At 64.2% G+C, this 25833-nt stretch carries 16 protein-coding genes; 8 read left to right on the top strand and 8 right to left on the bottom strand.

The genetic code is table 11. The annotated features are described in order from the left end of the window. Nucleotides 1–72 precede the first annotated feature (72 nt). Nucleotides 73–2643, top strand: coding sequence for a cyanophycin synthetase (cphA, locus tag OX459_RS04795; protein WP_289904043.1), 2571 nt, complete (start codon nucleotides 73–75; stop codon nucleotides 2641–2643). A gap of 109 nt (nucleotides 2644–2752) precedes the next feature. Here the strand turns inward: cphA and OX459_RS04790 are convergent, their stop codons facing one another. Then, complete coding sequence (locus OX459_RS04790; protein ID WP_289904042.1) at nucleotides 2753–3406, bottom strand: hypothetical protein; 654 nt, start codon at nucleotides 3404–3406, stop codon at nucleotides 2753–2755. On the opposite strand from OX459_RS04790, the gene OX459_RS04785 reads away from it, so the two are divergent. The 5 genes from OX459_RS04785 (at nucleotide 3405) to OX459_RS04765 (ending at nucleotide 11845) form a co-directional block, all read left to right on the top strand. Then, complete coding sequence (locus OX459_RS04785) at nucleotides 3405–5984, top strand: EAL domain-containing protein (RefSeq protein WP_289904041.1); 2580 nt, start codon at nucleotides 3405–3407, stop codon at nucleotides 5982–5984. The two genes, OX459_RS04790 and OX459_RS04785, sit on opposite strands and share 2 nt — an antisense overlap. Before the next feature lie 227 nt (nucleotides 5985–6211). After that, a complete protein-coding gene (locus OX459_RS04780; protein WP_289904040.1) occupies nucleotides 6212–8881 on the top strand; it encodes a TonB-dependent receptor in 2670 nt (889 codons plus the stop codon). 335 nt (nucleotides 8882–9216) lie between these two features. Then, nucleotides 9217–9501, top strand: a complete 285-nt coding sequence (locus tag OX459_RS04775; RefSeq protein WP_077407612.1) for a hypothetical protein — start codon at nucleotides 9217–9219, stop codon at nucleotides 9499–9501. Between the two features lie 44 nt (nucleotides 9502–9545). After that, nucleotides 9546–10442 carry a MurR/RpiR family transcriptional regulator gene (locus tag OX459_RS04770; protein WP_289904039.1) on the top strand — a complete coding sequence of 299 codons (897 nt, stop codon included), beginning with the start codon at nucleotides 9546–9548 and terminating at the stop codon, nucleotides 10440–10442. 80 nt (nucleotides 10443–10522) lie between these two features. Beyond that, the gene (locus tag OX459_RS04765) at nucleotides 10523–11845 is read left to right on the top strand and encodes an aspartate aminotransferase family protein (protein ID WP_289904037.1); all 1323 of its coding nucleotides are present in this window, start codon (nucleotides 10523–10525) and stop codon (nucleotides 11843–11845) included. On the opposite strand, the gene OX459_RS04760 is transcribed toward OX459_RS04765, so the two are convergent. The 7 genes from OX459_RS04760 to tssF form a co-directional block, all read right to left on the bottom strand. Continuing rightward, the gene (locus OX459_RS04760; RefSeq protein WP_289904035.1) at nucleotides 11842–12105 is read right to left on the bottom strand and encodes a PAAR domain-containing protein; all 264 of its coding nucleotides are present in this window, start codon (nucleotides 12103–12105) and stop codon (nucleotides 11842–11844) included. The genes OX459_RS04765 and OX459_RS04760 overlap by 4 nt on opposite strands. 28 nt (nucleotides 12106–12133) lie before the next feature. Beyond that, the gene (locus tag OX459_RS04755; protein WP_289904033.1) at nucleotides 12134–13432 is read right to left on the bottom strand and encodes a hypothetical protein; all 1299 of its coding nucleotides are present in this window, start codon (nucleotides 13430–13432) and stop codon (nucleotides 12134–12136) included. Beyond that, nucleotides 13429–14772, bottom strand: a complete 1344-nt coding sequence (locus OX459_RS04750; RefSeq protein WP_289904032.1) for a hypothetical protein — start codon at nucleotides 14770–14772, stop codon at nucleotides 13429–13431. Before OX459_RS04750 ends, OX459_RS04755 begins: the two co-directional genes overlap by 4 nt. A 69-nt stretch (nucleotides 14773–14841) precedes the next feature. Continuing rightward, on the bottom strand, nucleotides 14842–17088 hold the full coding sequence (locus tag OX459_RS04745) for a hypothetical protein (RefSeq protein ID WP_289904031.1): 2247 nt from the start codon (nucleotides 17086–17088) through the stop codon (nucleotides 14842–14844). A 22-nt stretch (nucleotides 17089–17110) separates the two neighbouring features. After that, on the bottom strand, nucleotides 17111–19855 hold the full coding sequence (locus OX459_RS04740) for a type VI secretion system Vgr family protein (RefSeq protein ID WP_289904029.1): 2745 nt from the start codon (nucleotides 19853–19855) through the stop codon (nucleotides 17111–17113). A 48-nt stretch (nucleotides 19856–19903) separates the two neighbouring features. After that, complete coding sequence (tssG, locus tag OX459_RS04735) at nucleotides 19904–20932, bottom strand: type VI secretion system baseplate subunit TssG (RefSeq protein ID WP_289904027.1); 1029 nt, start codon at nucleotides 20930–20932, stop codon at nucleotides 19904–19906. Further along, entirely contained in the window at nucleotides 20893–22725 is a 1833-nt protein-coding gene (gene tssF, locus OX459_RS04730) for a type VI secretion system baseplate subunit TssF (protein WP_289904024.1), read from the bottom strand. Before tssF ends, tssG begins: the two co-directional genes overlap by 40 nt. 297 nt (nucleotides 22726–23022) lie before the next feature. Here tssF and OX459_RS04725 point away from each other — a divergent pair, with 297 nt between their 5' ends. Then, the gene (locus tag OX459_RS04725; protein WP_289904023.1) at nucleotides 23023–25263 is read left to right on the top strand and encodes a serine/threonine-protein kinase; all 2241 of its coding nucleotides are present in this window, start codon (nucleotides 23023–23025) and stop codon (nucleotides 25261–25263) included. Continuing rightward, nucleotides 25260–25829 (top strand): hypothetical protein, encoded by a 570-nt coding sequence (locus tag OX459_RS04720; RefSeq protein ID WP_289904022.1) that lies wholly within the window; start codon nucleotides 25260–25262, stop codon nucleotides 25827–25829. Before OX459_RS04725 ends, OX459_RS04720 begins: the two co-directional genes overlap by 4 nt. The last annotated feature ends 4 nt before the right edge of the window (nucleotides 25830–25833 follow it).

The raw sequence follows: 25833 nt of genomic DNA, 5'->3' as shown, positions 1-25833 counted from the left end.
CAGGCAAAGCAGCACTCAAGCCCGGCCACGATGGCCGGGCCCACAAGAACACAACAGGATTACGGTTTAATTATGGAAGTATCTCGCGTACGGGCCTTGCGGGGCCCTAACCTCTGGAGCCACGACACCGCCGTGGAAGCCATTGTTTCCTGCACCACGCAGGAACTCGACATCGCCCAGTTGTCCGGCTTCGAAGCCCGCCTGCGCGCGCTCTTCCCGCAACTGAGCCCGCTGCAACCGCTGGGCAACTACAACGCCGCGCCGATGGCGCAGGTGCTGGAACTGGCGGCGCTGGGCCTGCAGGCGCAAGCCGGCTGCCCCGTCACCTTCAGCCGCACCACGCCGACCCTGGAAACGGGCATCTTCCAGGTCGTCGTCGAATATTCGGAAGAAGCCGTCGGCCGCCTGGCCCTGGAACTGGCGCAGCAGCTGTGCCAGGCCGCCCTGGCCGATACGCCGTTCGACCTGGCCGGCGCCCTGCACCAGCTACAGGAACTCGATGAAGACGTGCGCCTGGGCCCCTCGACGGGCGCCATCGTCAACGCCGCCGTGGCCCGCAACATCCCGTTCCGCCGCCTGACCGAAGGCAGCCTGGTGACGTTCGGCTGGGGCAGCAAGCAGCGCAAGATCCAGGCCGCCGAAATGGACGGCACCAGCGCCATCGCGGAAGCCATCGCGCAAGACAAGGAACTGACGAAAAAACTGCTCGATTCTGCCGGCGTGCCGGTGCCGCACGGCCGTGTCGCCATCGACGCGGACGACGCCTGGGCCGCCGCCTGCGAGATCGGCCTGCCCGTCGTCGTCAAGCCGAAGGATGGCAACCAGGGCAAAGGCGTGACCGTCAACGTCACCACGCGCGAACAGCTGACGGCCGGCTTCCTCGCGGCGCAGGAATTCCGCGACGATATCCTCGTCGAGCGCTACCTGCCGGGCCACGATTTCCGCTTGCTCGTCATCGGCAACAAGATGGTGGCGGCGGCCCGCCGCGACCCGCCGCAAGTGGTGGGCGACGGCCAGCACACGGTGCGCGAACTGGTCGACCAGGTCAACCTGGACCCGCGCCGCGGCAGCGGCCACGCCACCTCGCTGACGAAAATCCGCTTCGACGACATCGCCCTGGCCAGCCTGGCCAAGCAGGGCTACGTGGCCGAATCCGTGCCGCCCGTGGGCCAGCGCGTGATCTTGCGCAATAACGCCAACCTGTCAACGGGCGGCTCGGCCACCGACGTCACCGTCGACGTGCACCCGGAAGTGGCGGCGCGCGCCGTCGCGGCCGCGCACATGGTGGGCCTGGACATCTGCGGCGTCGACGTCGTCTCCGAAAGCATTTTGAAACCGCTGGAAGAGCAGAACGCCGGCATCGTGGAAGTGAACGCCGCGCCGGGCTTGCGCATGCACCTGGCGCCGTCGTTCGGCAAGCCGCGCCCAGTGGGCGAAGCCATCATCGCCGCCATGTTCGCCGAAGGCGACGATGGCCGCATCCCCGTCGTTGCCGTCACCGGCACCAACGGCAAGACCACCACCGTGCGCCTGATCGCCCACCTGCTGACGGCTTCCGGCCTGCGCACGGGCATGACGAACACGGATGGCGTGTACATCGAGGGGCGCCAGATCGACAGCGGCGACTGCAGCGGCCCGCGCAGCGCGCGCAACGTGCTGCTGCACCCGGACGTGGACGCGGCCGTGTTCGAGACGGCGCGCGGCGGCATGCTGCGCGAAGGCCTGGCCTTCGACCGCTGCCAGGTCGCCGTGGTGACGAATATCGGCGCGGGCGACCACCTGGGCCTGAACTACATCACCACCGTGGAAGACCTGGCGGTCCTGAAACGCGTGATCGTGCAGAACGTGGCCGACAGCGGCGTGGCCGTGCTGAACGCCACCGACCCTGCCGTGGCGCGCATGGCCAAGAATTGCAGCGGCACGGTGACCTTCTTCGCCGCCGACAAGACGCATCCCGTGATGGCCACGCACCGCGCGCAAGGCAACCGCGTGGTGTACGTGGAAGACGGCAAGCTGGTCGCGGCGCAAGGCAACGAGCGCCACGAAATCGCCCTGTCGCAAGTGCCGATCACGCGCAACGGCGCCATCGGCTTCCAGGTCGACAACGTCATGGCGTCGCTGGCCGCCGCCTGGGCCGTGGGCCTGGACTGGAAAACCATCGCGCTGGGCCTGAAAACCTTCGCCAATGAAGCCGACAATGCGCCGGGCCGCTTCAACGTCTTCGATTATCGTGGAGCCACCCTGATCGCCGACTACGGCCACAATCCGGACGCCATCCTGGCGCTGGTGCAGGCCGTGGAAAGCATGCCGGCCAAGCGCCGCTCGGTGGTCATCAGCGGCGCCGGCGACCGCCGCGACGAAGACATCCGCCAGCAGACGGAAATCCTCGGCGCCGCGTTTGACGACGTGCTGCTGTACCAGGACCAGTGCCAGCGCGGCCGCGCCGACGGCGAAGTGGTGGCATTGCTGCGCCAGGGCCTGGACGGCGCCAAGCGCACCAGCCATATCGATGAAATCAACGGCGAATTCGTCGCCATCGACAAGGCCCTGGCGCGCCTCGGCGAAGGTGACCTGTGCCTGATTCTGATCGACCAGGTGGAAGAAGCGCTGGCGCACATCGCCAAGCGCGTCGCCGAAGCCTGAGCGCTGTAACAGTGCACACAAGGGCGGCCTGCGGGCCGCCTTTTTTTATCTCCACCGTCTCCCGCCGCGCACCTGCATGGTGCAAAAGTCCCCTTGCAAGCTTGTAAATTCAGGCATGAAAATTGCTGATAAGAAAACATAAATGGGCTGACGAGAAGGTGGGGCACGCATGGTGGGCAGAATCTCGCGCATGATCGGGAAATTGACGGTGGGGCGCAAACTGGCGCTGATCTATTTGCTCGACCTGTCCGCCGTGATCTTCATTTCCGGCATCCTCATCAACGAAAAATACATCGCCATCGACTTCTCGCGCAAGGAGATGGCGGGCAATGACTACATTGCCACGATCCGCGATGCGCTGCTGCCCCTGGCGCGCAGCACGGCGCAGCCGGGCGCGCAGGCAGCAGCCGTGGAGCAGGCCGAAAGCCGCTTCGGCGCCGGCATGCGCAGCGCCGAACTGAATGCGCAATTTGCCGCCCTGCTGCGCCAGGCCGGCAGCATTTCCGCCGCGCCGGACGACAGCATCGCGCCCTCGCCCGCCTTCGTGGCCGGGCGCGCACTGCTCACGCGCGTGGGCAACCAATCGAACCTGATCCTGGACCCGGACCTGGACAGCTACTACACGATGTCGCTGGTGATCCTGCGCTTTCCCGAACTGCTGGAAGTGATCAACAGCACGCGCCCTGGCCCTGCAACTGGCGACGGCCGAAGGTGCGCAGCGCCAGCGCCTGCAGACCCAGTTCCTGATACTGGAGGGGCGCATGGACGCCACCATGGCCGGCATCGGCAGCGACTACACGGAGGCGTTCGCGGCCAGCACGCCGCTGCTGCGCCAGCACCTGGACGGCTCGCGCGCGGCCCTGCGGCAGGCCGTGGCGCAGTTACGCGCGAGTACCCAGGCGCTGGCCGGCGCGCAAGTCAACCCCGCAGGCACGCAGGAACTGCTGCGCCGCGATGCGGTGGCCGCCGCGGCCCTGCAGCGTGCCTGGCGCGCGGCGGAAGGCCAATTGCACCGTTTGATCCAGCTGCGCGTGGACGGCTTCTTCACGCGCATGTGGCTGCACCTGGGCACGGCCGTGCTGCTGCTGGTGATGATACTGGGCCTGGTGTTTTTCGTCGCACGCCAGATCGCCCTGCCCATCCGCCGCCTGGCGCGCGTGGCGCAGGAAGTGCGCGAAACGGGCGACCATAGCCTGCGCGCCGTCTGGGACAGCGAGGATGAAACGGGCCGCCTGGTCCGCGCCTTCAATACCATGCTGCAGCAGCTCGACTTCCAGCGCATGGCGCAGCAGGAGCTGGTGGCGCGCGCCAGCGCGGCCGATGCGCAGCGCCAGCTGGTCGACGCCATTCCCATCCCGCTGATGGTCACCTCGATTCCGCATCACCAGGTGCTGCACGCGAACCAGGCCGCGCACGCGTGGCAGGGCGGCCTGGAACTGGACCCGTGGGTGGGCGGCATGCATCCGCAAGCCCGTTCGCGCTTCTTCCAGCGCTTGAGCGACCTGGGCGCCGTCGATGAATTCGAGGTGTGCTGGAGCGGCGGCGGCACGCCTACCTGGGCCTTGATTTCCGCGCGCCTGATCGACTACCAGGGCCAGCGCGCCGTGCTGTCGACCTTCACGCCGATCAACAAGATGAAGCTGATGGAATCGCGCCTGGAACTGTGGGCCAAGGTATTCGAGGCATCGGCCGAAAGCCTGATCGTGATGGACGCCGGCATGCGCATCATCACCGTCAACCAGGCCTTCCGCCGCCATTCGCTGTACGACATGGTGGAGCTGATCGGCAAGCGCCCGGCCTTCCTGCTCGCGCCGGAGAACCCGCCCGAGCAGCTCGACAGCCTGCGCCAGACCCTGGCGCGGCGCGGATACTGGCAGGGCGAAATCCGTGTGCAGCGCAAGTCGCTGGAAAGCTATCCCGCCTGGCTGGTGATGAACGCCGTGCGCGACCTCGACGGCGTCACCACGCATTTCATCGCCAGCTCGCTCGACATCAGCGAACGCAAGGCCAGCGAGCGGCAGATCGAGCACATGGCCCACCACGATGCGCTGACGGGACTGGCGAACCGCCACGTGTCGAAAGTGCGCCTGGCGGCCGCCATCGCGCAGGCGCGCCGCAGCGGCGAAAAGGTGGGCGTGCTGTTCGTCGACCTGGACCGCTTCAAGCACGTCAACGACGCGCTGGGCCACCACGTGGGCGACGCGCTGCTGCAATCGGTCTCAAAGCGCCTGCTGCAGCTGGTGCGCGAAGGCGATACCGTCAGCCGCCTGGGCGGCGATGAATTCGTCGTCATCCTCAACGGCGTCGGCGATGCCGCATCCATCGCCGCCCTGCTCGATACGCGGCTGATCCCCGCCATGCGCGAGCCGCACCAGGTGGAAGGCAACGAGCTGTATGTCTCGTGCAGCGTGGGCGTGGCCATCTACCCGGACCACGGCGGCGACATGGATACCCTGATGCGCCACGCCGATGCGGCCATGTACCAGGCCAAGAGCGGCGGGCGCGATCACGCGCGCATGTTCACGCCGCAGATGCAGGAACAGCAGCTGCAGCAGCTGCACCTGGAAAGCGATCTGCGCCACGCCATCGAGCGGCAGGAACTGGTGCTGTACTACCAGCCGCGCATCGATGCGAAAAGCAGCCGCCTGAATGGCGTGGAAAGCCTGATCCGCTGGCTGCACCCGCAGCACGGCCTGATCGCGCCCGACAGCTTCATTCCCGCCGCCGAGGAATCGGGCCTGATCGTTGCCATCGGCGCGTGGGTCATCCGCGAGGCGTGCCGCCAGCAGCTGGCCTGGCGCGAGGCGGGCGCGGGCGCGGGCGACATCGCCGTGTCGATCAACCTGTCGGCCATCCAGCTGAAAAGCGGCGGCCTGGTGGCCACCTTGCGCGAAGTGCTGCGCGAGTTTCCCGTCACGCCGGGACAGATCGAATTCGAACTGACGGAATCGATCCTGATGGACAACGTGGACGACATCATCGCCACCCTGCACGCCATCAAGGCGCTGGGTTTCGCGCTGTCGATCGACGATTTCGGCACCGGCTATTCGAGTCTGAACTACCTGTGCCGCTTCCCGCTCGACAAGCTGAAAATCGACATGAGCTTCGTGCAGGACATCCACGGCTCGCCGCAAAACCTGGCGGTGACAAAAACCATCATCGGCCTTGGCCATACCCTGGGCTTGACGGTGACCGCCGAGGGCGTGGAAAGCGCGGCCGATGCGGACGTGCTGCGCCACGCCGGCTGCGATGAATTACAGGGCTACTATTTTGCCCGCCCCATGCCGCAGGCGCACTTCATGGCCTGGCTGGCGCACAGCGCCGCGCCCTGCGCCGCCTGACACCTGCTGTGGAGCGTCCGCAACGCGCCCGCGCCAGGTTCGACAACGCGCGGCGCGCCGCCAGGGCGCATGAATGCAGCAGGGATACCGGAATTGGTATTGACATCGCAAAAGAAGTCATTTGTGGGGCAAAGTCATTCCCACCTACCATGTTTCTGAGCAAGTTCCAGCTCTGGCGGCGACTGCCGCGGCGTTCTCAACATAACTAAAATACAGGTGGAGACAAGATGAAGCAATCGATGGCAACGGGCACCCGCACGCCCAAGCAAAACACACGGCTGACCTTGAAGGCCACGGTGGCCACCCTGGCCGGCGCCGGCCTGCTGAGCAGCGCTTCCGTCTGGGCGCAACAGGCGCCCGCCGTGGAAGCGGTAGAAACGGTAGAAACGGTGGAAACGGCAACACCGGCGCCAGCCGACAATGCCGGCATCGCCGTCGTCGCCGTCACCGGCGTGCGCCGCGCCGCACAAAGCGCGCAAACGATCAAGAAAAACAACGACCAGGTGGTCGACTCCATCGTCGCCGATGAAATCGGCAAATTCCCCGACAAGAACGTGGCCGAAATCCTCGGCCGCGTGACAGGCGTGCAAATCCGCCGCGAAGGCGGCGAAGCGGGTTCCGTCATCATCCGCGGCCTGCCCGGCGTGGTGACCCTGCTCAACGGGCGTGAAATGTTCACCTCCGTGGGCCGCAGCCTGTACCTGGCCGACATCCCGACGGCCATGCTGCAGCGCGTGGACGTGTACAAATCGCAGGGCGCGGACATGGTCGAAGGCGGCACGGCCGGCGTGATCGACGTGCGCACCAACCGCCCGTTCGACTTCAAGGGCTTCACGGCGTCGGGCAACGTGCGCGCCGAGCACCGCGACAAGTCCGGCTCGACGGACCCGAACGTCAGCGGCATGGTCTCGAACCGCTGGAAGACCGCTTACGGCGAATTCGGCGCCCTGCTCGGCCTGTCCTACCAGCGCAGCAAATACTATGACGAGACGATCTGGAACTCCGAACCCGTCAAGCGCCCCGACGCGGGCAACATCACGGGGCCAGATTCCGTCGGCATGATCCCCACCGTGGGCGACCGCAAGCGCTACGCGGCGAATGCCGCCTTCCAGTGGCGCCCGAATTCGCAGGTGGAAGTGTATGCGGAAGGCATGTCGACCCTGATCAAGCACGCGTTCGACAGCCAGTTCTTCGTCGGTTCGCTGCCCTGGGGCCAGAACCCGGACATCACCCTGATCCCCGGCACCAATCAGGCGGCCACGGTGGGCAAGATCGACGGCCCCTGGTCGCCATTCACGCTCGGCTCGACCCAGGCGCGGCGCGACCGCTCGATCGGCTCGCAAGGCGCCATCGGCGCGCGCTGGGACATCACGCCGCAGCTGCGCGCCACGACGGAACTGGCGCGCACGGTCAGCAACTTCGAGCGCGAATTTCCCATCCTCGACTTCCTCGCCCATCCGACCAGCGTGATCGGCAGCACCAACGTCAACGGCGGCGCGCAAATCAGCTACCCCGGCTACAACATGCTGGATCCGAAGAACTATACCCTGCTGGGCTTCTACGATAACCACAGCCACGACGAAGGCAGCTCGACCGACTGGCGCGGCGACGTCACCTACGACATGGACAGCACGGGCTTCTTCCGTGAATTCTCGGGCGGCGTGCGCTTGGCCAAGCGCAAGGCCGAATCGATCCGCGAAAAGAACGTGCAAGGCGGGCTGACGTCGATCATGACTGCGGACTCCCTGCCCGGCCTGGCATGCACCTCGCACAAAAATACGGGCAACTTCGGCCTGCAAAGCTGGCTCACGCCGTGCCGCGACTACATGCTCAACAACACGGACACCTTGCGCCAGCTGTTTACGGGCAGCAGCGAGCGCAGCCCGGACGATCCGATGACCCACTTCAAGGATGTGGAAAAAACCAATGCCGTCTACGGCAAGGCGCGCATCGGCTTTGATCTGGCGCAAGTGCCGGTCGATGGCACCGTGGGCGTGCGCGTGGTGCAGACCAAGCAGGACTTGCAAGGCAATTCTTCGCAAGACGGCATCGTCACGCCCGTGCGCGTGAAAACGTCCGATACAGACGTACTGCCCAGCCTGACCCTGAAAGCCATGCTGCGCCAGGACCTGGTCGCCCGCCTGACGGCCGGCAAGGCGGTGCAGCGCCCGAACTTCGCCGACTTCAACCCCGGCGTGACCTTGGGCAAGAGTCTGGAAATGGTGCGTCCGACGGGCAGCGGCGGCAATCCCGACCTGAAACCCGTGGAAGGCAAGAACCTCGATGCGGCGCTGGAATGGTATTTCGCGCAGACGGGTTCCGTCACGGCCACCGTGTTCCGCCACAATTTCAAGAATTACATCCTGTCCGGTTCGGCCAAGGAAACGTATGACGGCATCGAGTACGACATCACGCGTCCGCGCAACACCTCGAAGGGCCATCTGCAAGGCGTGGAAATGGCTTACCAGCAGTTCTACGACAAGCTGCCCGGCTGGATGAGCGGCCTGGGCCTGCAGGCGAACGCCACCTATATGACGGGCGAGCTGGAAGAATTGAATGGCAGCGCGCATCCGTTCACGGGCATGTCGAAATGGTCGGCCAATATCGTCGGCCTGTACGAACAGGGACCGTGGTCGGCGCGCCTGGCCTACAGTTGGCGCGACAAGTACGTCGACGACTACAACTACCGCGGCAAGGGCATCCACCTGACCGTGGCGCCCACCAAGACCCTGGACGCGTCGGTCTCGTACAAGCTCAACCCGAATACCACGGTGACGCTGGACGCAAACAACCTGCTCGACTCGACCTACCGCGACTATCACGACACGCCGGACTATGTGCGCGATGTGCGGCGCTATGACAAGGTTGTAGGCCTGTCTTTGCGCTGGAGCTACTAAAAACGCCCAGGGCGTTGTTGCCGCGCCTCGCCGTACTGTGCGTACTGTCTTCGGCGCGGCGCCTAGCCATGGACGTTTTTAGCACCGGCAGTAACGCCTGACCAAACTGGCTGCGCGGCGCGCTTTGCGGCCGGCGATGGTTTTGTCAGGCGTCGAAACGTCGTTGAAATACATATTTTTTCTTCCTTCGAGGGTTTTCAGCGCCAGCCGGCAACGGTTGGCGTTTTTTTTGCCTTGTGGAATCTATCCGACAGTGGAATTGATCTGGCGCAAAGTGGTGGCGCCGGGGCGCTTTTATGCTGGCAGCTTGACTAGCGAACCCGGCGGGGGACAGCATGCGCAATGCACGGCCCATCGACACACAGTTATTCCAACCCGACATCCCGGTACGGCTCGACATGCGCACGGCGGCGCTGGTCGAGCATGCGCTGGCCTTGCAGGAAATGGCCGGCACGGGCGCCGCCGCCCTGTTCCTGCACTGCCACGACGTGCCGCTGCCCACCGCCCTGCGCGTGCTGACGACGGGACCGCGCCGCAAACCGGCCGGGCCGCACCTGTTTGCCCGCCTGCGTCCACGCACGGCCGCCCGGGTGCAAGGCGCGCCGCTACCGGCGCGCTGACGAATCCTGTACCATCGCCGCAACCTATCAACTGAGGCACGGCGATGCAGGCAGCGACACCCCACGATTCCTATGCGGCACTGATGGACCTGATCAAGGCGCGCCATGCGCAGCTGAGCCCGCAATTCCAGGCCGGCGCCCGCTACCTGGCCGACCATCCGGACGAAGTGGCCGTCTCGTCGATGCGCAGCATCGCCGCGCGCGCGCAGGTGCAATCGGCCGCCCTCGTGCGCCTGGCGCAGCAGCTGGGCTTTGCCGGCTGGCCGGAACTCAAGGCCATCTTCGTCGAACGCCTGCGCGCGGGGCCAAGCGGCTACGCGGCCAAGGCGGGCGCGCTGACCGGCAAAGAGGGGAAAGAGCGCGACCTGGTCACCGAAGTGTTCACGGTGCAGCAGCGCAACCTGGCCGCCACGGAAAGCGCCAACCACGCGGCCCTGGATGCTGCCGCCAATCTGCTGCAGGCGGCGCCCCGCGTGCACGTGGCCGGCTTTCGCGCCGCCCACCCGATCGCCTACACCCTGCACTACCTGTACCGGCTGCTGCGCCCCAGCGTGCAGCTGCTGAGCGGCCAGGGCGGCACCCTGGAAATGGACTTGCGCGCCCTGCAGGCGGACGAAGCCGTCGTCGTCGTCAGCTTCGCGCCGTATTCGAGCGAAGCGCTGCTGGTGGTGCAGGCGGCGCGCCAGGCCGGCTGCCGGGTGGTCGCCATCAGCGACAGCGCCATGTCGCCGCTGGCCCTGCAGGCCGACGCCAGCATCGTCATCGCCGTCGACAGCCCCTCGTTCTTCCCCTCCATCGTGGCCGGCGTCGCGGCCGTGGAAAGCCTGGTGGAACTGCTGGTGGCGCGCGCGGGGCCGGATGCCGTCACGGCCATCGGCGCGGCGGAACAGCAATTGCGGGCGCTGGGCGCCTACGCAAAAACATCAAACGATGCAAATTAAAAACAAATACATCAAACGTTGCAATGCGGCGCAACGCATCCTATAATCGGCTTCCCCCTTGCCGATAAGAAAGCGATGCCATGAGCCATGTCTTCCACCGCAGCTTGACCGCCGGCTATCCCGTCGCCACGGGCGGCGACGGCCCTTACCTGATCGATGCGAACGGCAAGCGCTACCTGGACGCCTGCGGCGGCGCGGCCGTCTCCTGCCTCGGCCATTCGGATGCGGCCGTGATCGCCGCCGTGCAGCAGCAGGTTGCCAGCATGGCGTATGCGCACAGCTCCTTCTTTACCACCGAGCCGATGGAGCAGCTGGCCGATTTCCTCGTCGCCCGCGCGCCAGCCGGCATCGACAGCGTGTATTTCGTCTCGGGCGGTTCGGAAGCGGTGGAAAGCGCGCTGAAAATGGCGCGCCAGTATTTCGTCGAACGGGGCCAGCCGCAGCGCCGCCACGTCATCGCGCGCCGCCAGAGCTATCACGGCAATACCCTGGGCGCACTGGCCACGGGCGGCAACGCCTGGCGCCGCCAGCAGTTCGAACCGCTGCTGATCGACGTGACGCACGTGTCGCCCTGCTACGCCTGGCGCGACCAGGCAGCCCATGAAACGGACGGCGACTACGTGGCGCGCCTGGGCCAGGAGCTGGAAGACCATATCGCCGCACTGGGTGCGGACAAGGTCATGGCCTTCATCGCCGAACCCGTCGTCGGCGCCACGGCTGGCGCCCTGCCCGCCGTCGCCGGCTACTTCCAGCGCATGCGCACCATTTGCCAGCGCCACGGCATCCTCCTGATCCTCGACGAAGTCATGTGCGGCATGGGGCGCACGGGCAGCCTGTTCGCCTGCGAGCAGGAAGGCGTCACGGCCGACCTCATCTGCGTCGCCAAAGGCCTGGGCGCCGGCTACCAGCCCATCGGCGCCGTGATGGTGTCGCAGGACATCCGCGACACCATCCGCGCCGGCACGGGTTTCTTCCAGCACGGCCACACGTATATCGGCCACGCCACGGCCTGCGCCGCCGCGCTGGCCGTGCAGCGGCAGATCGAGGAACGCGATCTGCTGGCCAATGTGCGCGCCATGGGCGCCTTGCTGCAAGAGCGGCTGCACCAGCGCTTCGGCAGCCATGCGCACGTGGGCGACATCCGCGGCCGCGGCCTGTTCCTGGGCCTGGAACTGGTGCAGGACCGCGCCACCAAGCAGCCGTTCGACCCGGCCCGCCGCCTGCATGCGCGCATCAAGGCGCACGCCATGCAGAACGGACTGATGTGCTACCCCATGGGCGGCACCATCGACGGCCTGCACGGCGACCACATCCTGCTGGCGCCGCCCTACATCATCGACGCCAGCCATGTCGACGAGATCGTCGACAAGCTGGGCACGGCCATAGACACGAGCGTGGCCTAAGCGCGCCCGCTGTTGCCCACGGTAGACATCAGGCTGGCGCCGCAGCTGGTCTTGTGACCGTCGAAGGCCACGGGCACGCCATCGATCAGCACCTGCGGATCGCCCTCGGCGATCACGCAGCGCACGTGGCCCTTGATCGGGCAAACGCAAGGGTCGCCCTTGCGCGCCACGGCCACGCCCAGCACGGTACTCTTCGGCGCCGCGCCCACCACCTTGCCGCCATGGCTGGTGGGGTCGTTCAAGCGGATCACGCCACGCATGCTCTTCTCCCCGGATGTATCAAGCGTCTCATTGCGAAAACCCCTGGTAATACTCGGGTGCATCATGGCGCAAGCCCCACCACGGCAAATATGCATGGTTGCCGCCACGCGCGCGGAACCACGGCTTGTCGGGCCGGATCGGCCGCACGACGGCGGGCGGCGCCACCACCAGCGCCACGGGCGCCGACAGGTCGCTGGTGCCGGCCACCAGCACGGGCTTGCCAAAGTGATGCGCGTAGGCGATGCCCAGCGCCACGTTCGTCAAGGCCGTGCCCGCGCCCGTCTCGCCCAGCACGGCGGTCAGATTGAAGCTTTGCTTGAGAAGGTCGAATTCCGGCAATTGCAGAGTGAGCGTCTGCGCCAGCGCGCCCAGCCGTGCTGAAGAGTCCTGGTGTGTATTGCCCGCATCATGGATCAGATAGCCAATCTCCGTATCTTGCCGGTTGGCCTTCGCGGCGGCCTCTTCGATGGCAGCCGTCCACGCCTGCACCAGGCGCGGCGGTTCGCCCTTTTTGACGTCAAAATCCGCCGCCTGTTTCGTGCTTGGATAGCCAAGCCACGCCAGCGGCGCCCGCTCCGTCTTGTAGTCCGGACCGGCCAGCACCAGCAGCACTAGATTCTCGTTGATCTGTCGGTCCAGAGGCCGGCTGGGCGCATCCCAGTTCATGGCCCAGACGGTTTCTTTCGGGTGGCTTTGCAGGTAGTCGAGCGCGGCGGAAAGTGAAGTAAAGCCGGCGTTGGGGCCGCCCATGGTGACGCGGACGTCGGGCGGGGTGGAGCGGGTCCAGAGAGTGGGAGAGTGGATGTTGCCAATGCTAAAAGTATCGGCAACATATTCCCGGACGAAATCGGCTGCTTCCACTGGGTCAAGCTTGCCTTCGGGTAATGCATACTCAATGTGGATACCAGCCAGTTCGCGCCAGCGCGACTTATTTTTAGTTGAATGGACGTTGTAGAAATACTCTGGGTCGGAGTAGTAGACGTCATGGATTAAATTGAAAGTCTTCGCGACGTATTTTTCATGGTAACCATCGAACGTTTCAGAACCATCATTCCCAACCGCGACAGAGGCAATACTTTGCAGCCGGGTATATTTCTCGGGTTTCTCCCTGACCATATCGTCGCCTGGATTCGGCTGCGCCAGTCCCAAGGTCCACAATAATTGCCATTGCGTGGGGTAATCCCGACGCTGCAAAGGATTCAACCATTGCAGCCCCACCACCTGCGCCATCAACGGGCCGCTGCGCGGCACTGCCGCCTCCGGCAATGGCGGCGTCGCGCACGCGCCAAGCAAAAGCGACATGAGAACACCGATCAGCGCCCTCATTGCGAAAACCCCTGGTAATACTCGGGCGCATCGTGGCGCAAGCCCCACCATGGCAAGTAGGCATGGTTGCCACTGCGTGCGCGGAACCATGGCTTGTCAGGCCGGATCGGCCGCGCGACGGCGGGCGGCGCCACCACCAGCGCCACGGGGGCAAACAGGTCGCTGGTGCCGGCCACCAGCACGGGCTTGCCGAAGTGATGCGCATAGGCGATGCCCAGCGCCACGTTTGTCAGGGCCGTGCCCGCGCCCGTTTCGCCCAGCACGGCAGTCAGATTGAAGCTTTGCTTGAGGAAGTCGAATTCCGGCAATTGCACGGTAAGCGTCTGCGCCAGCGCGCCCAGCCGTTCGGAAGAATCCTGGTGCGTATTGCCCGCATCGTGGATCAGATAGCCGATGTCGGTATCTTGCCTGTTGGCCTTCGCCGCCGCCTCCTCGATGGCTGCCGTCCACGCCTGCACCAGCCGCGGCGGTTCGCCCTTTTTAGCTTCAAAATCCGCCGCCTGTTTCGTGCTTGGATAGCCAAGCCACGCCAGCGGCGCCCGCTCCGTCTTGTAGTCCGGACCGGCCAGCACCAGCAGCACTAGATTCTCGTTGATCTGTCGGTCCAGAGGCCGGCTGGGCGCATCCCAGTTCATGGCCCAGACGGTTTCTTTCGGGTGGCTTTGCAGGTAGTCGAGCGCGGCGGAAAGTGAAGTAAAGCCGGCGTTGGGGCCGCCCATGGTGACACGGACGTCGGGCGGGGTGGAGCGGCTCCAGAGGGTGGGAGAGTGGACGTTGCCGATGCTGAAAGTTCTTGCAACTCTTTTGCGCACAAATGCTATCGTTTCCACCGGATCGAGTTTACCTTCTGGCAGGGCATATTCGATATGAATACCAGCCAACTCTCGCCAGCGTGACTTGTCCTTGGTTGAATGAACATTGTAGAAATATTCTGGATCAGAGTAATACACATCATGATACAAGTTCATTAACTCATTAATATATTTTTCATGGTACCCATCAAAAGTTTCAGACCCTTCATTGCCTATGGCAATGGAGGCAATACTTTGCAACTTAGAATATTTTTCAGGTTTTTCTTTTACCATGTCATCGTTCGGATTCGGCTGTACCAGTCCGAGGGTCCAAAGTAACTGCCACTCAGTTGGATAGTCTCTACGGTGCAATGGATTTAACCATTGCAACCCGACTACCTGAGCCATAAAAGGTCGTTGCGCTAAAGATCGATCAATAGGAACACCAAGTGCCACTATGCTTGTCGATGTACGAAAACGGGCGCAGGCTGACAAAACCAAAACAATCAGAAACGCACCGAGTACAGATAAAAATATAGATCTAGCCATGACATAATCTCCAACAAGATCAAACAGTTATTTAATATTTTTACATTTATATGAAAATTTAATTTCCCTTTATAAAAATGCTCGCTCACCGGAATTAGGATGAGAATCAAGAGCAGGGTTCTCTCTCACGTCAACTATAAATATAGGTAGACTACCGTCACCACCAGTCTGTTGAGACCATTGAGTGATGGTCAATCCAAGCAATTTTCCATCGTTAAAATACTCTTCGAACAATTTAGCGGATTCAGCAATATTTAGCGCTCTCAACAACCTCCAATCCGCAGCCACCCGCAACTTGCGCAGCTGATCCGCCTTGATGCGGCACACGCCCACCGCCACGTCATACGCGAGCGCCCGCTCCGCGTGCATGGCATTGGTCAGGATGGAGGAATGGTCGGTGGCGTAGGCGCCCGCCTGGCTGGACATCATTTCCCCGATGCGCGTGCTGCGCCATTGCTGGTAGTCGGCGTCTGGCGTGGCGTTGGGCATTTCCTGCTGCACTTTTTTGCCCGCAGGACTTTTCCCTTCCCGTACAGCCTGGGCGCGTATCACCGCGCGCTGCTCGAATCGCAGGCGCGCCTCGTCGTCGGCCGTGCCCTTCGCGCTGTCCACGCGTTTGGCCTCGTCTTTTCCCGCCTGCCCCTGCAGGCCGCCGGGCGGGATGGCATGATCGGCAAGATAATCGTCGCCGGCAGCGCGCTGCTTGCCCGCCTGGCGCGATTCGCCGGGCGGATCATAGCCTTCGTCGAATTCCTCGCTGGTCTGGCCAAAGCGCAAGGACTGCGGCGTGAAGGGCTGCAATAAGTCGGGCGCGTTCAGTTCGATTTTCCAATCCTTGTGGGGAGAGGCATTGCAGGGGCTGCGAGCCAGGCCCGTCATCACGATGAACAGGGGCGCCAATCCCACCGTCAGGATGGTGGAAAAGGCGCCTTCGCTGGCCTCGACGCCCTGCTTGACGGAATACGACGCATATTTCTGTGCCGGAAACCAGAAATCGTTGCCGCCCGGCGCAGGCTTGCGCCAGTGATCGGTCCAGTAGTGATAGCTGCCTTGCTTGCCCACCTCGAAACCCTGGGCAAACACGCGCTGCACGCACACGCCTGCCGCGTCGGTGGCGGCCAGCTCGCCGCCGTCCTTGCTGTCCTTGGCCAGCGAGCCCGACAGGCCGCGCCAGCCGATGCCCTCGATGGCCACGGACGACACCACCACGTCGTGCGGATTGCAATAGATGGTCACCCGGCCATATGATGACTTCTTGTCGCCGCGCGCGGCGCCGGCAATCCCGTATTGTTCACGATCTTTGGCAGCGGAAAAGCCGTGCTGCAGGTTGGCCATGCAGCGGTCGATTTCCTCGTCTGTCTGCAGTTCGCCCAGGGTGGCGCGCTGGCGGATGATGGCAAAGAAGTTTTTCAAGGTATCCAGGCGCCCCTGCACCGTCACCCTGCCCGTGCTGCCGTCCGCAGCGCGCAGATTACCGGCTACCCAGTTCTCGGCGCTATTGCGTTTCGCCAAACTGTACGGAGAATTGCAGATGACATAGTTATCGGCCACGCAAGGAGCGCCATCCACCATGGGCAGGCGGGCGCCGAGAAAGGCGGCTGTCATCGCCACCATCGTGCCCTGGCTGTGGCACACGATGGTGACCGGCACGTCGGCCTGCTGCTGGCGGATGGCTTCGACCAGCCTGGCCAGGCGATAGGCGGCCAGCACGAAATACGGGCGCGGCGGGCAACTGTACACTTGCCGCTCCGAAAAGGGATTCATGTGCTGGATCTTGTTCCACAAAAACAAATCCTCGCTCAGCCCCTCCTTCCACAGGTCGGCCAGCGCGCTGCAGCCATTGGCAAACGGGCCGCCGCCCCAGTAATCCTGTTCGTTCAGGTAGATGCCCTTGCCGTATTTCTGCAGTTCTTCGCCGGAAGCCTTGTAGCCCCAGCGAAAGCGGAGCACGGGAGAAAACGTGCCGGCATCGCGGATCAGGGTATCGGCCGACATCTCCGGATGGAGAAAGCCTTCCGCCGTGATCTCGGCGCCATAATTGACCGCCTTCAGTTCGCCGCCTTCCACGCCACGGTGCTGCAGGTGATGGCAGGAGCGCTTGAGGCGCTCGTTGAGGCCGTTGCACAGGCCTTCTTCCGCGGCCGCGTACCACTCGCCATCGGAATTGACGCCGTGCACGAAGATAATGATGCCGGGCAGCGGCAACTGTTGCAGCGTGTCCCGGTCGCTGCTCTGGAAATTCGCGTTGCAGGAAAACTGGCCGAGGATATCGATTTTGGGATCGTCGCACAGCGACGGGTGGGGATCGAACTGCATGGCGTGTCTCCGATGTCGGGGTTCAGGAACGGCGGCGGAAGAAGAATCCCTTCAGCCGCTGCAGGTGGTCGGTCGCCACCTTCGGCCCGCGCCCATCGGCATCGCTGACGCCCGTCAACGGGCTGTCGCCTTCGCGCTCGATGTGCACTTCCACGCCTTCGACGGGCAAACCGTCGGTGGGACGCAGCAAGCGCGGCACGCGACCCAAGTCGCCTTCGCCGAAGGTGGGCAGTTCGCCTTTCATGCTGGCCGGGCCGTTCCAGTGGTGGCCGTCGGTCTTCACCGTCAGCGCGCCCGGCCCGCCCAGCTCCACGGCGCCACCGGACAGTTTCAGGTAGGCGCCGCCCGCCGTCATGAAGGTGATCTCGTCCTGCGCCACGCCGACCAGGCGCGTGCCCGCCGTCAGGCGGATGTCCTTGGCGGCGTCAGCCTGCAGCAAGTCGTGCTGGCTTTGCAGCAGGAACTTGCCGAAGTGGGCCACCTGGACGATGCCATCCTGGTGCGCGAACAGGGAAATGCCCTTTCCCGCGTTGACGTTGCAGCGCTTGGCCGCGCTCAGCTGCAGATGCTGCTGCGCCACCAGGTCGATATTCGCGCCCGCATTGCCGGCGATGGTCCTGGGCGTGCTCAGCGCCACGCCCTCGGGCGCCGCGATGCTGACGGCGGGCTGGTCGGCGGCAATGGCGGCCCCCAGCGCCTTGCTACCGGCCGCGTCCAGCGCCAGCGCCTGGTGCTGGGCAGCAAACTCGCCCAGGGACGTGAACAATTCCAGGCATTCCTTCATCACGGCGGCATGCTCGCTGCTGTCGAGCTGCTTGCCGCTGGCGCCCAGCTGTTTCCAGGCCGAAATCAGCAGCGAGCGGGCCGTGCGCACGCTGCCGCTGGCGTCGCTGCGCAATTCAAAGCCGTCGCCGCGCTGCCGCCCTGCGCCGTCGCTGCGCGGCTCGGTCAGGTAGCCGAGGTTCAGTTGCGAGGCTGCCTGGTCGCTGGCCAGCTGTGCGCTGATCTGCGACGGTGTGTCGTCAAAACACAGCTGATTGCCGCGCCCGCCCCGCACTTCGCGGCTGCGCATGCCGGAAAGATACCGGTTGCCGGGCAAGGCGCCGCGCGCACTCAAGCCCGGCGGCGCGCCCACGGCGTTGTACAGCTGGCCGACGATGATGGGCCGGTCCGGGTCGCCGCCGAGAAAATCGATCAGCACTTCCGCGCCGATGCGCGGCAAGGTCACGGTGCCGCATTGCCTGCCGTTGCCCGGTCCATTGCCCGTCCAGCTCGATGCCACGCGCACCCAGGCCGAATCGCGCTCCGTATCGGACGCGCCGCTGCCGTTGGCATGCGCGTGGTCCGGCGCGCGCGTGGCGCCAAAACGCACCTTGACGCGCCCCAGCGCATCGCAATGCACCTCTTCGCCGGCAGGCCCCACGACCAGCGCGCTTTGCAGGCGCACGACGGGAAAATCGCTGCGCGGGTCAAAGGCAGGGACGATGGCAATGCCGCGCCGCACGCAAGTAAAACGGTTGCGGTAACGCAAGACCGCCCGGCCATCGGCACCCGCCCCTTGCGGCTGGCCAGCGTCACACTGCCAGCCGCTCTGCGCAAACAGGCGCTCGACACGGGCATCCAGGCCTGTCGGCAAGTTATTGCTGGCCGCCACGCTCAAGGCCGTGATGACGAAACTGCGCTCGGCCACCGGGTGGCTGTCGATGTCCGCATGCCCTTCCAGGCTGAACCACTGGCCCGCGCAAAAGTCGCGCACACAGCCTTCTCCCTGGAAACACTTGCTGTCCAAATCGTGACGCGCCATCGCCAGCTGGCCCAGTTGCCGCAAGTCGTCATTGCCGGCGGCGGCCAGCGGCGGCTCCACGATATAGTCGTCGAGACTGGCTGCGAGGCGATTGCCATTGCTGCCCTGATCCACGCCGCCCTGCGACCGCGTTGCCATGAACTGCGGGCTGTGCGGGTGACCATCGTCCCAGCTGTAGCGCTCGGACTTTCCCGGCTGCAAGCGGCGCACGGCGCTCCAGGCCGTCACGGCATCCCTTTCCTCGGTGGCGTCATCGCGGTGATAGCGCACCGTGCCAGCCACGTTGTGCGCCAGACGGCTGGCGTCGCCGAACAGCAACAGGGTATGCACGGGCGTGGTGGCGGCGTTCGAACTGGCCGGCGCTCCCGCCTGGAAGCACCAGGCGATGCCGCGGCGCCGGAGCAGGCGGCGGATAAAGGCGGCATCGGATTCATTGTGCTGCATCGTGAATTCGCGCGCGGGCAAGCTGCGCGCCGCCAGCGCCCCGTCAATGGCGAGATCCAGGCTGGCCGCGAGCAAGCTATTGCCCTGTCGCCACTCATCAAACAGAAGCTGCACGATCTGCAATTCATGCTTGTTGCGGAACACGCGCGTATTGATGCGTTTCTCCATCAAGGCCAGGCCGTCGCGCAGCACCAGCTGATAGGTGGCCAGGCCGCCATCGCTCTGCCCCGCGCACGCTTCGGCGACGATGCCGCACACCTTGCGCAGCTGTCCCTGGTCGTTCACGATCTGTAGCTCGGCCGGCACGGCGATGAACTGCTTCAGCGGCAGCTGTGCCTCCGTGGCCACGCACAGGATGCGGTATTCCAGACCGCCGCAGATGGCCTCGCTGCCGCTGATGCGCTGCGGCAGCAAGACATCGTCATTGACGCCCTGCGGGTAGGCGAGGCGCAGCCGCAAGGCGCGATTGCCTGCAGTCAAGACCTTGTCCACGGCCAGCCATTGCGCGAAGTCTTCCATGGTTTTCTTCCTTCCAACAGTCAGCGGGGTCCATCATTCACGGCGGTCTCAGGCGGAGCCATCGAATCGCAGGTCGTAATGCATGTCATCACGGTCACGGGCCGACAACTTGCCGGCCAGAAAGGCATCCTCCGCCAGGCAGGCGCCCCTGCCCAGGACGCAGCCACGCACGTCTTCGCGCCGCAAGACCAGGCGGATCTCGAAGCTCACGCCAGGCAAGCCGAACAGCGCCAGCATCTGGCGCAGGGCCAGCGCGCCTGGCCGGCCGGGCAAGAAATCCTCGTAGGCGCGGCGGCTTAGCGGCCCCAGCACCAGGCGCACGCGCAAGTCGGCGCGCCGGCAGCGTTCACCCAGCATGGCCCCCTGCCCCAGCCGGACATGGGCGGCGGCCAGCAAGGTGCGCTCCTGCGCTGCGCGCCGGAACCAGGCGCCGACAAAACGCTGCAAGCGCATGGGCACGCCGAAATACTCGGCCAGCACCGCCTGCATCGCGTCGGCCGACACGGGCCGGTGGCGCAGCAAGGCCGCGTAATGGGCCAGCACGTGCGCAGGCAAGCCATCTTCCTGCCTGGCCACCTCGGCAGGCCAGGCGCCCGCCAACGCCAGCTGCAGGGGAAGGAACTCGCCGCCGTCGGCGTCCTGCTGGCATTCGATGCGGTAGCGGGCCCAGGCCTGGTAAAACAGGGTCAGCGCCCGGTGCGACAGCGCATCGAGCCAGTCGCGGGGAGCACCGTCGCCCGTCTGCCGCTCATGGCGGACCAGCGTTTCCGTGTAATGCAGCGGCAAGCTGCCATGCACGCCCAAAAAACCCAGCATGGCCGCCTGCACATGCACCTGCGTCTCGCCGTCCGCCTGCGGCTCCAGCCACAGTTGTTCGATTTCCCCTGGAGCAAACGACAGCGAGGCACCGCCATGCAGGCGCAGGCAATCGCGAAACACTTGCTCCTGTGAAATGCCTTGCTGCATCATCCAGGCACACAACAAACGCACGGCCTGAAAGAAACCGGTGCCGGATGGATCGGCCAGCAGGCGCGCGACTACGCCAGCGTCTGGCTTCCATTGCGTGGCAGGCAGCACAGCAACTCCTTTCCACTCTTCTGCGACAAGACGATCAGGCGGGTAAACGAACCCAGGTGCACGTACAGCCCGAGAAAGCGTTCGATGACCTGGGCAAACGCATGCAAGCCGCTGCCGACAAAGGCTTCCTCGTCGACGGACAGCAGGACGTCGATGCCGAAGACCAGGCTGCCGCCCGCCTCGTCGTGCAGCCAGGTGCTGGCGGCGCGCTGGCGCAGTCCGGTCATGCCCGCGATCTGGCGCGCGGCACTGGCCGAACCGGGCAAGTTGTACAACTCGAGTATCTGCTTGAAGAGCGGCAAGCCCTGCTCGCTCAGCGACTGATGATTCAGGGACAATTGCGCGATCAGCCGCCAGTGCGACGCCGCACCCGCAGGGAAGCGGCAGGGCGCGCCGGGCTTGCGCAGCAGGCGCACCGGCAAGGCGCTGGCCGCGCCGTCATGGTGCAAGTCGCCTGCGGCATTGCCGAACACCAGGCGGCTGGGCAAGTCGCGGTTGCTGCAGGTGAGCATGATGGACACCGTTTGCGTCGTGTCGTGCAGCGGCTGCATGGCGCCGTCGACGAAGGAGATGCGCATGTCATAGCCGGGATGGCTCAGCGCCATATCCTCGTCGCGCCGCGTCACCCAATAACGCCCCTGGCGCCCGCCCGCCTCGCCATGGCGCATCGAATAAAACGGGTGAAACGTGTCCAGCGCGGCGCCTTGCGCCGTTTCACCGAGAACCTGCACACTGTCGACGCTGTGGATGTCGTAGCAATGCGCCTGCCTGACCGAGGGCAGCAGCACATAATCGGCGCTCGCGTGCGTCAGGCGGATGGGATTGGCGGCCTGGCGGAACAGGTTGACGACGGGCGTGCACCCCGGCACCAGATGCCTTGCGGACAGGGGCCGCAAGATGCGCGCGATATCCGCGTCGGCCTGCACGTCGGCCAGCAGCAAGTGCACGGTGCAACGCCGGCAGGCCGGCGGCAACAATGGGCGCAGCGCGGCCAGGTCGAGGTCGACGAAATTGAATTTATCCGGAAAGGCAAACCATTCGCCCAGCAGAAGGTAAGCGGGATGCGAGGCGGCCCTGGCCGGTATCAATGCGTCCTCGGCGGCAAAGCCGACCGGATGCACAGGCACCGCGTCCAGCGCCTGCCACGCGCCATCGACTTCCACATAGGCGCAGCGGGTACGCAGGAACAGGCTGTCGCGCAGGGTGGCGCAGAACGCAGGTTCGCCGTCGAGGAACAGGCGCAGCATCGGCAGCGCCAACCCATCCAGCGTGGACGTGGCGCCCGCCGCTTCGAGCGTGATGCTGATCGCCGCCCCGAGATCCGGCGTCAGGCGCACCGCGGGCGGCGCCGCCACGATGGATTGAAAGCGCACGTCGGGCAGGCGCAGCGGCGCCACGGCAACATCGTAGGTGGTGGTGAACTTGCAGGTGACGCCCTGATGCTCGGCAGCATGCATGACCGTGCCGCGCGGAATGGTGGCCAGCTCCGTCACCGTCGCCGCATCGTTATCGATGCGCGCAATGGCGCAGGCGGGAAACGGGCGCAAATAATGGGGGAAGTTCACTTCCAGCAAGGTTTCGCTGAAGGCGCCGAAGCCATCGGCCAGGCGCTTGGCCGTGCGCGCGTTGAACATGGCAAACGCCTGCAGCATGCGCGCCAGGTGCGGGTCGCCCATGTCGCCACCCAGGATGCCCAGTGCGCCGGCGATGGCCGGATAGCGTCGGGCAAACGCCTGATTGTGCGCATGCAAGGTGCCCAGTTCGCGCTCGTAGTATTGCAGCAACTCGTCCATGCCCGCCCCCATCGCCTGATCGGCACATGCCGGTATAGCCCCGTCTGCATTATTGATGAAGCGGGAGGGAAGAAAATTGAGTTTGAACAAGATTGCGCGCATGCGTCAGCAAGGAGTGCCTTCCTGGCGCAGGTAAAGCAGCTTTTGTTCACTCCTTGTCAATATTAATTGACTTATTCGAAACAATCGTTTTAAATCAGGAAGTTACTCAAAATCAATCATCTTGAGCATTCCAACATCGCATTGACCCTTTTCAATGCTGGATGTCCACGTTGATGCACTCTGAAGCCAAGGTATATGGAACTGCTCGACTCCCTGCGTCAGACCCCGCCGCAAGACGACACGATCAGCGGGCACTATGAAGTGCGCCGCTTGCTGGGCGAAGGCGGTTTCGGCCATGTGTTCGAAGCCTGGGATGCCAAGCTGTGCCGTAGCGTGGCGCTCAAGCGCCTGAAACCGCAAGCCGACGTGCTGCATCCGGAAAAACTCATCAATGAAGCGCGCCTGGCCGCCTCGCTCAGGCATGCGGCCTTCGTGCGCATCTTCGCCATCGAGGGCCAGGGCACGAGCCAATCCATCGTCATGGAACTGGTCGAAGGCCAGACCTTGGGGCAGTTCATGCACAGCGGCAAGGCCGACTTGCAGGGGGCGCTCGACATCGCCTACCAGATCGCCGACGCCATGGACGAGGCGCACGCCATGGACCTCGTCCACGGCGACCTGAAACCGTCGAACCTGATGCTGGAGGCGGACGGCAAGGTGCGCATCCTCGACTTCGGCCTGGCGCGCCACATCGACCCGCAAGCGACGCAAACGACCACCCTGTGCGACTTGCAGGGCACCATCGCCTACATGGCGCCCGAGCGCCTGATGGGCCGCCTGCCCGACACGCGCGGCGACGTGTATGCCTTGGGCGCCATGCTGTACGAAATGCTGGCCGGCCAGCGCCACTTCGCCCACCTGAACGGCCTGGCCCTGGCCGCCGCCCACATGCAGGCGACGGAACCGTGGCCCGACCTGCCCGACTCCGTCCCGCCCGCCATCAATGCCCTCGTGCGCGCAATGACGGCGCACGACCCGGCCGAACGGCCACGCACCATGCGCGATGTGCGCGAGGCTATCGGGGCACAGCGCGGGGAACCGCTCACCCTGGCCACGCCCCTTGCCGACGAGATACCCGCGAAGGAAGAACCACCCGCCAGCGTCTCCATCCGCCTGCCCCTGCCTCGCAAGCGCACCCTGAAATGGGGCGCGGGCGTGGCGCTGCTGGCCGTACTGGCGGGATGGCAGTTGCCCAATATTATTCCTGCCGTCAAATCGTTCGTCACGGGGGAAAAGGCACCCGCGCCGTATTCGGAAATGGCCAGTATGGCGGCGGGGATGGAGGCGTTGCGGGTGTTTGATCGCGACTCCAGTCAGGAACAAGCAATCGCCCACTTCAGCACAGTACTTAAACACAATCCTGCCAACGCCGCCGCCTCGGCGGGCCTGTCGCTGGCCTCTAGCCTGCGTTACATCGGCAATGGCCGCGATGATACTTGGCTGCAGCGGGCGGACGCTGGCGCACAACAGGCGCTTGCCCTGGACAATCAATTGGCATTGGCCCACGTGGCCCATGCCTGGGTGCTTGAATTTCAAGGCAAGCGGGACGATGCGCTGGAAGCATCTGCCAAGGCCCTGAACCTGGATCCGCAGAACTTATTGGGACTCGTCGGCAAGGCACGCCAGTTGATTCATCTTAAAAAATTTGACCCGGCCAAAACAGTACTCGACGATGCGGCCGCTCTGTACCCCAAAGAGCGGTTGTTCCCGTCGCTGCAGGGAACAATGTTATTTAGGCAAGCAAAATACGCGGGGGCGGAACAGGCGTTTCGCAAAAGCATAGCGCTTGATCCGCGCTCAACCAATGGCTACGCCTATCTGAGTGCAGTCCTCTTGCGCCAAGACCGGAATGACGAAGCCTTGCGCGTCTTACAGCAAGGCTTGCAATTCCAGCCGCACTGGGAACTGTATAACAATCTGGGCGCATCGCTGTTCGCCAAGGCCGACTATCTGGGCGCCGTGCAGGCCTTTGAAAAGGCCGTGTCCTCCAGCAAAGGTAATCCTGGCGCCTATCTCTTATGGGCGAATCTTGCCGATGCTCAACGTTGGATACCCGCACAGGCCGAAGCCTCGCAACGCTCTTACCAACGCGCTACCGAATTGCTTGCCCCAATCCTGGCGCGCATTCCCGACGATGCCACGGTCAACTCTCGTATGGCCTTGTATTCAGCCTATATAGGCGCAAAGAAAGAAGCCGTGGAGAAGGTCGGCAAAGCCCTCGCCAACTCAGCAAGCCAGCCCGACATTCAATTCCGGGCAGCCTTGACCCATGAGCTGATCGGCAACCGTGATGCAGCCATGATGGCGCTACTTGAGGCCGCCAAGCTCGGCTACCCAATCAATCTGATCGAAACAGCACCCGATCTGTTGAACCTAAGGCGAGATGCTCGCTACCAGCAGTTTATTATCAACTTAAAAAGAGATCGTAAAACATGACGCCTGTCAGCCCCTGGATGAAATTATCCGTACACTTTGATGTAGATCAGATCACAAACCAGCTCGACTATAACTTTACCTCATGCGACGGCACGGCGGATCCGCGCCATGGCCCGTACATGGGTGGCGTGCACTTCCAGCAAGGTCAACATGTGTACCTGGACGTCACTTGCTGCGGCTCCGAGAAAAGCGGCTTCACCTCGTTCCAGATCGTCGATTGCTGCATCATCAGCGTGCCGCAACTGACGCAAATCGGCCCGAAAGTACCGACCGTATACTCCCCTCCCTCACCATTCCTGCAAGCCGTGGGGGCCACCTACAGCTTGCCACTGGACTTCGAGGCCAAGGTATTGCTGGGAGAACAGGGAGACCCTGCCCGACCGCCACTGCGCCGCATCCTCCAGGAGTGGAAACATAACCTCGACGTAGGCTATGCAACGGGACGATGGGAATTATCTTTCGTCATGACAGTGCGAATTATGCGCGGCGAAGGCGTGCAGCCTGAATTGCGCGTCTTTTCCTTCGACCCGGAAAGTTCGGTTGGCGGAACCTATGACTGGAACTAATCCT

Origin of the sequence: Janthinobacterium sp. SUN026, from assembly GCF_030397625.1 — a bacterium.
GTDB classification, from domain to species: Bacteria; Pseudomonadota; Gammaproteobacteria; order Burkholderiales; family Burkholderiaceae_D; genus Janthinobacterium; species Janthinobacterium kumbetense.
This window is presented reverse-complemented; position numbering and strand designations above follow the sequence as displayed.

Excerpts from the sequence above, each read along its gene's own strand:
- cphA (WP_289904043.1), top strand. The coding sequence starts at position 73 with ATGGAAGTATCTCGCGTACGGGCCTTGCGGGGCCCTAACCTCTGGAGC.
- OX459_RS04785 (WP_289904041.1), top strand. The coding sequence starts at position 3,405 with ATGGACGCCACCATGGCCGGCATCGGCAGCGACTACACGGAGGCGTTC.
- OX459_RS04790 (WP_289904042.1), bottom strand. The coding sequence starts at position 3,406 with ATGCGCCCCTCCAGTATCAGGAACTGGGTCTGCAGGCGCTGGCGCTGC.
- OX459_RS04780 (WP_289904040.1), top strand. The coding sequence starts at position 6,212 with ATGAAGCAATCGATGGCAACGGGCACCCGCACGCCCAAGCAAAACACA.
- OX459_RS04775 (WP_077407612.1), top strand. The coding sequence starts at position 9,217 with ATGCGCAATGCACGGCCCATCGACACACAGTTATTCCAACCCGACATC.
- OX459_RS04770 (WP_289904039.1), top strand. The coding sequence starts at position 9,546 with ATGCAGGCAGCGACACCCCACGATTCCTATGCGGCACTGATGGACCTG.
- OX459_RS04765 (WP_289904037.1), top strand. The coding sequence starts at position 10,523 with ATGAGCCATGTCTTCCACCGCAGCTTGACCGCCGGCTATCCCGTCGCC.
- OX459_RS04760 (WP_289904035.1), bottom strand. The coding sequence starts at position 12,105 with ATGCGTGGCGTGATCCGCTTGAACGACCCCACCAGCCATGGCGGCAAG.
- OX459_RS04755 (WP_289904033.1), bottom strand. The coding sequence starts at position 13,432 with ATGAGGGCGCTGATCGGTGTTCTCATGTCGCTTTTGCTTGGCGCGTGC.
- OX459_RS04750 (WP_289904032.1), bottom strand. The coding sequence starts at position 14,772 with ATGGCTAGATCTATATTTTTATCTGTACTCGGTGCGTTTCTGATTGTT.
- OX459_RS04745 (WP_289904031.1), bottom strand. The coding sequence starts at position 17,088 with ATGCAGTTCGATCCCCACCCGTCGCTGTGCGACGATCCCAAAATCGAT.
- OX459_RS04740 (WP_289904029.1), bottom strand. The coding sequence starts at position 19,855 with ATGGAAGACTTCGCGCAATGGCTGGCCGTGGACAAGGTCTTGACTGCA.
- tssF (WP_289904024.1), bottom strand. The coding sequence starts at position 22,725 with ATGGACGAGTTGCTGCAATACTACGAGCGCGAACTGGGCACCTTGCAT.
- OX459_RS04725 (WP_289904023.1), top strand. The coding sequence starts at position 23,023 with ATGGAACTGCTCGACTCCCTGCGTCAGACCCCGCCGCAAGACGACACG.
- OX459_RS04720 (WP_289904022.1), top strand. The coding sequence starts at position 25,260 with ATGACGCCTGTCAGCCCCTGGATGAAATTATCCGTACACTTTGATGTA.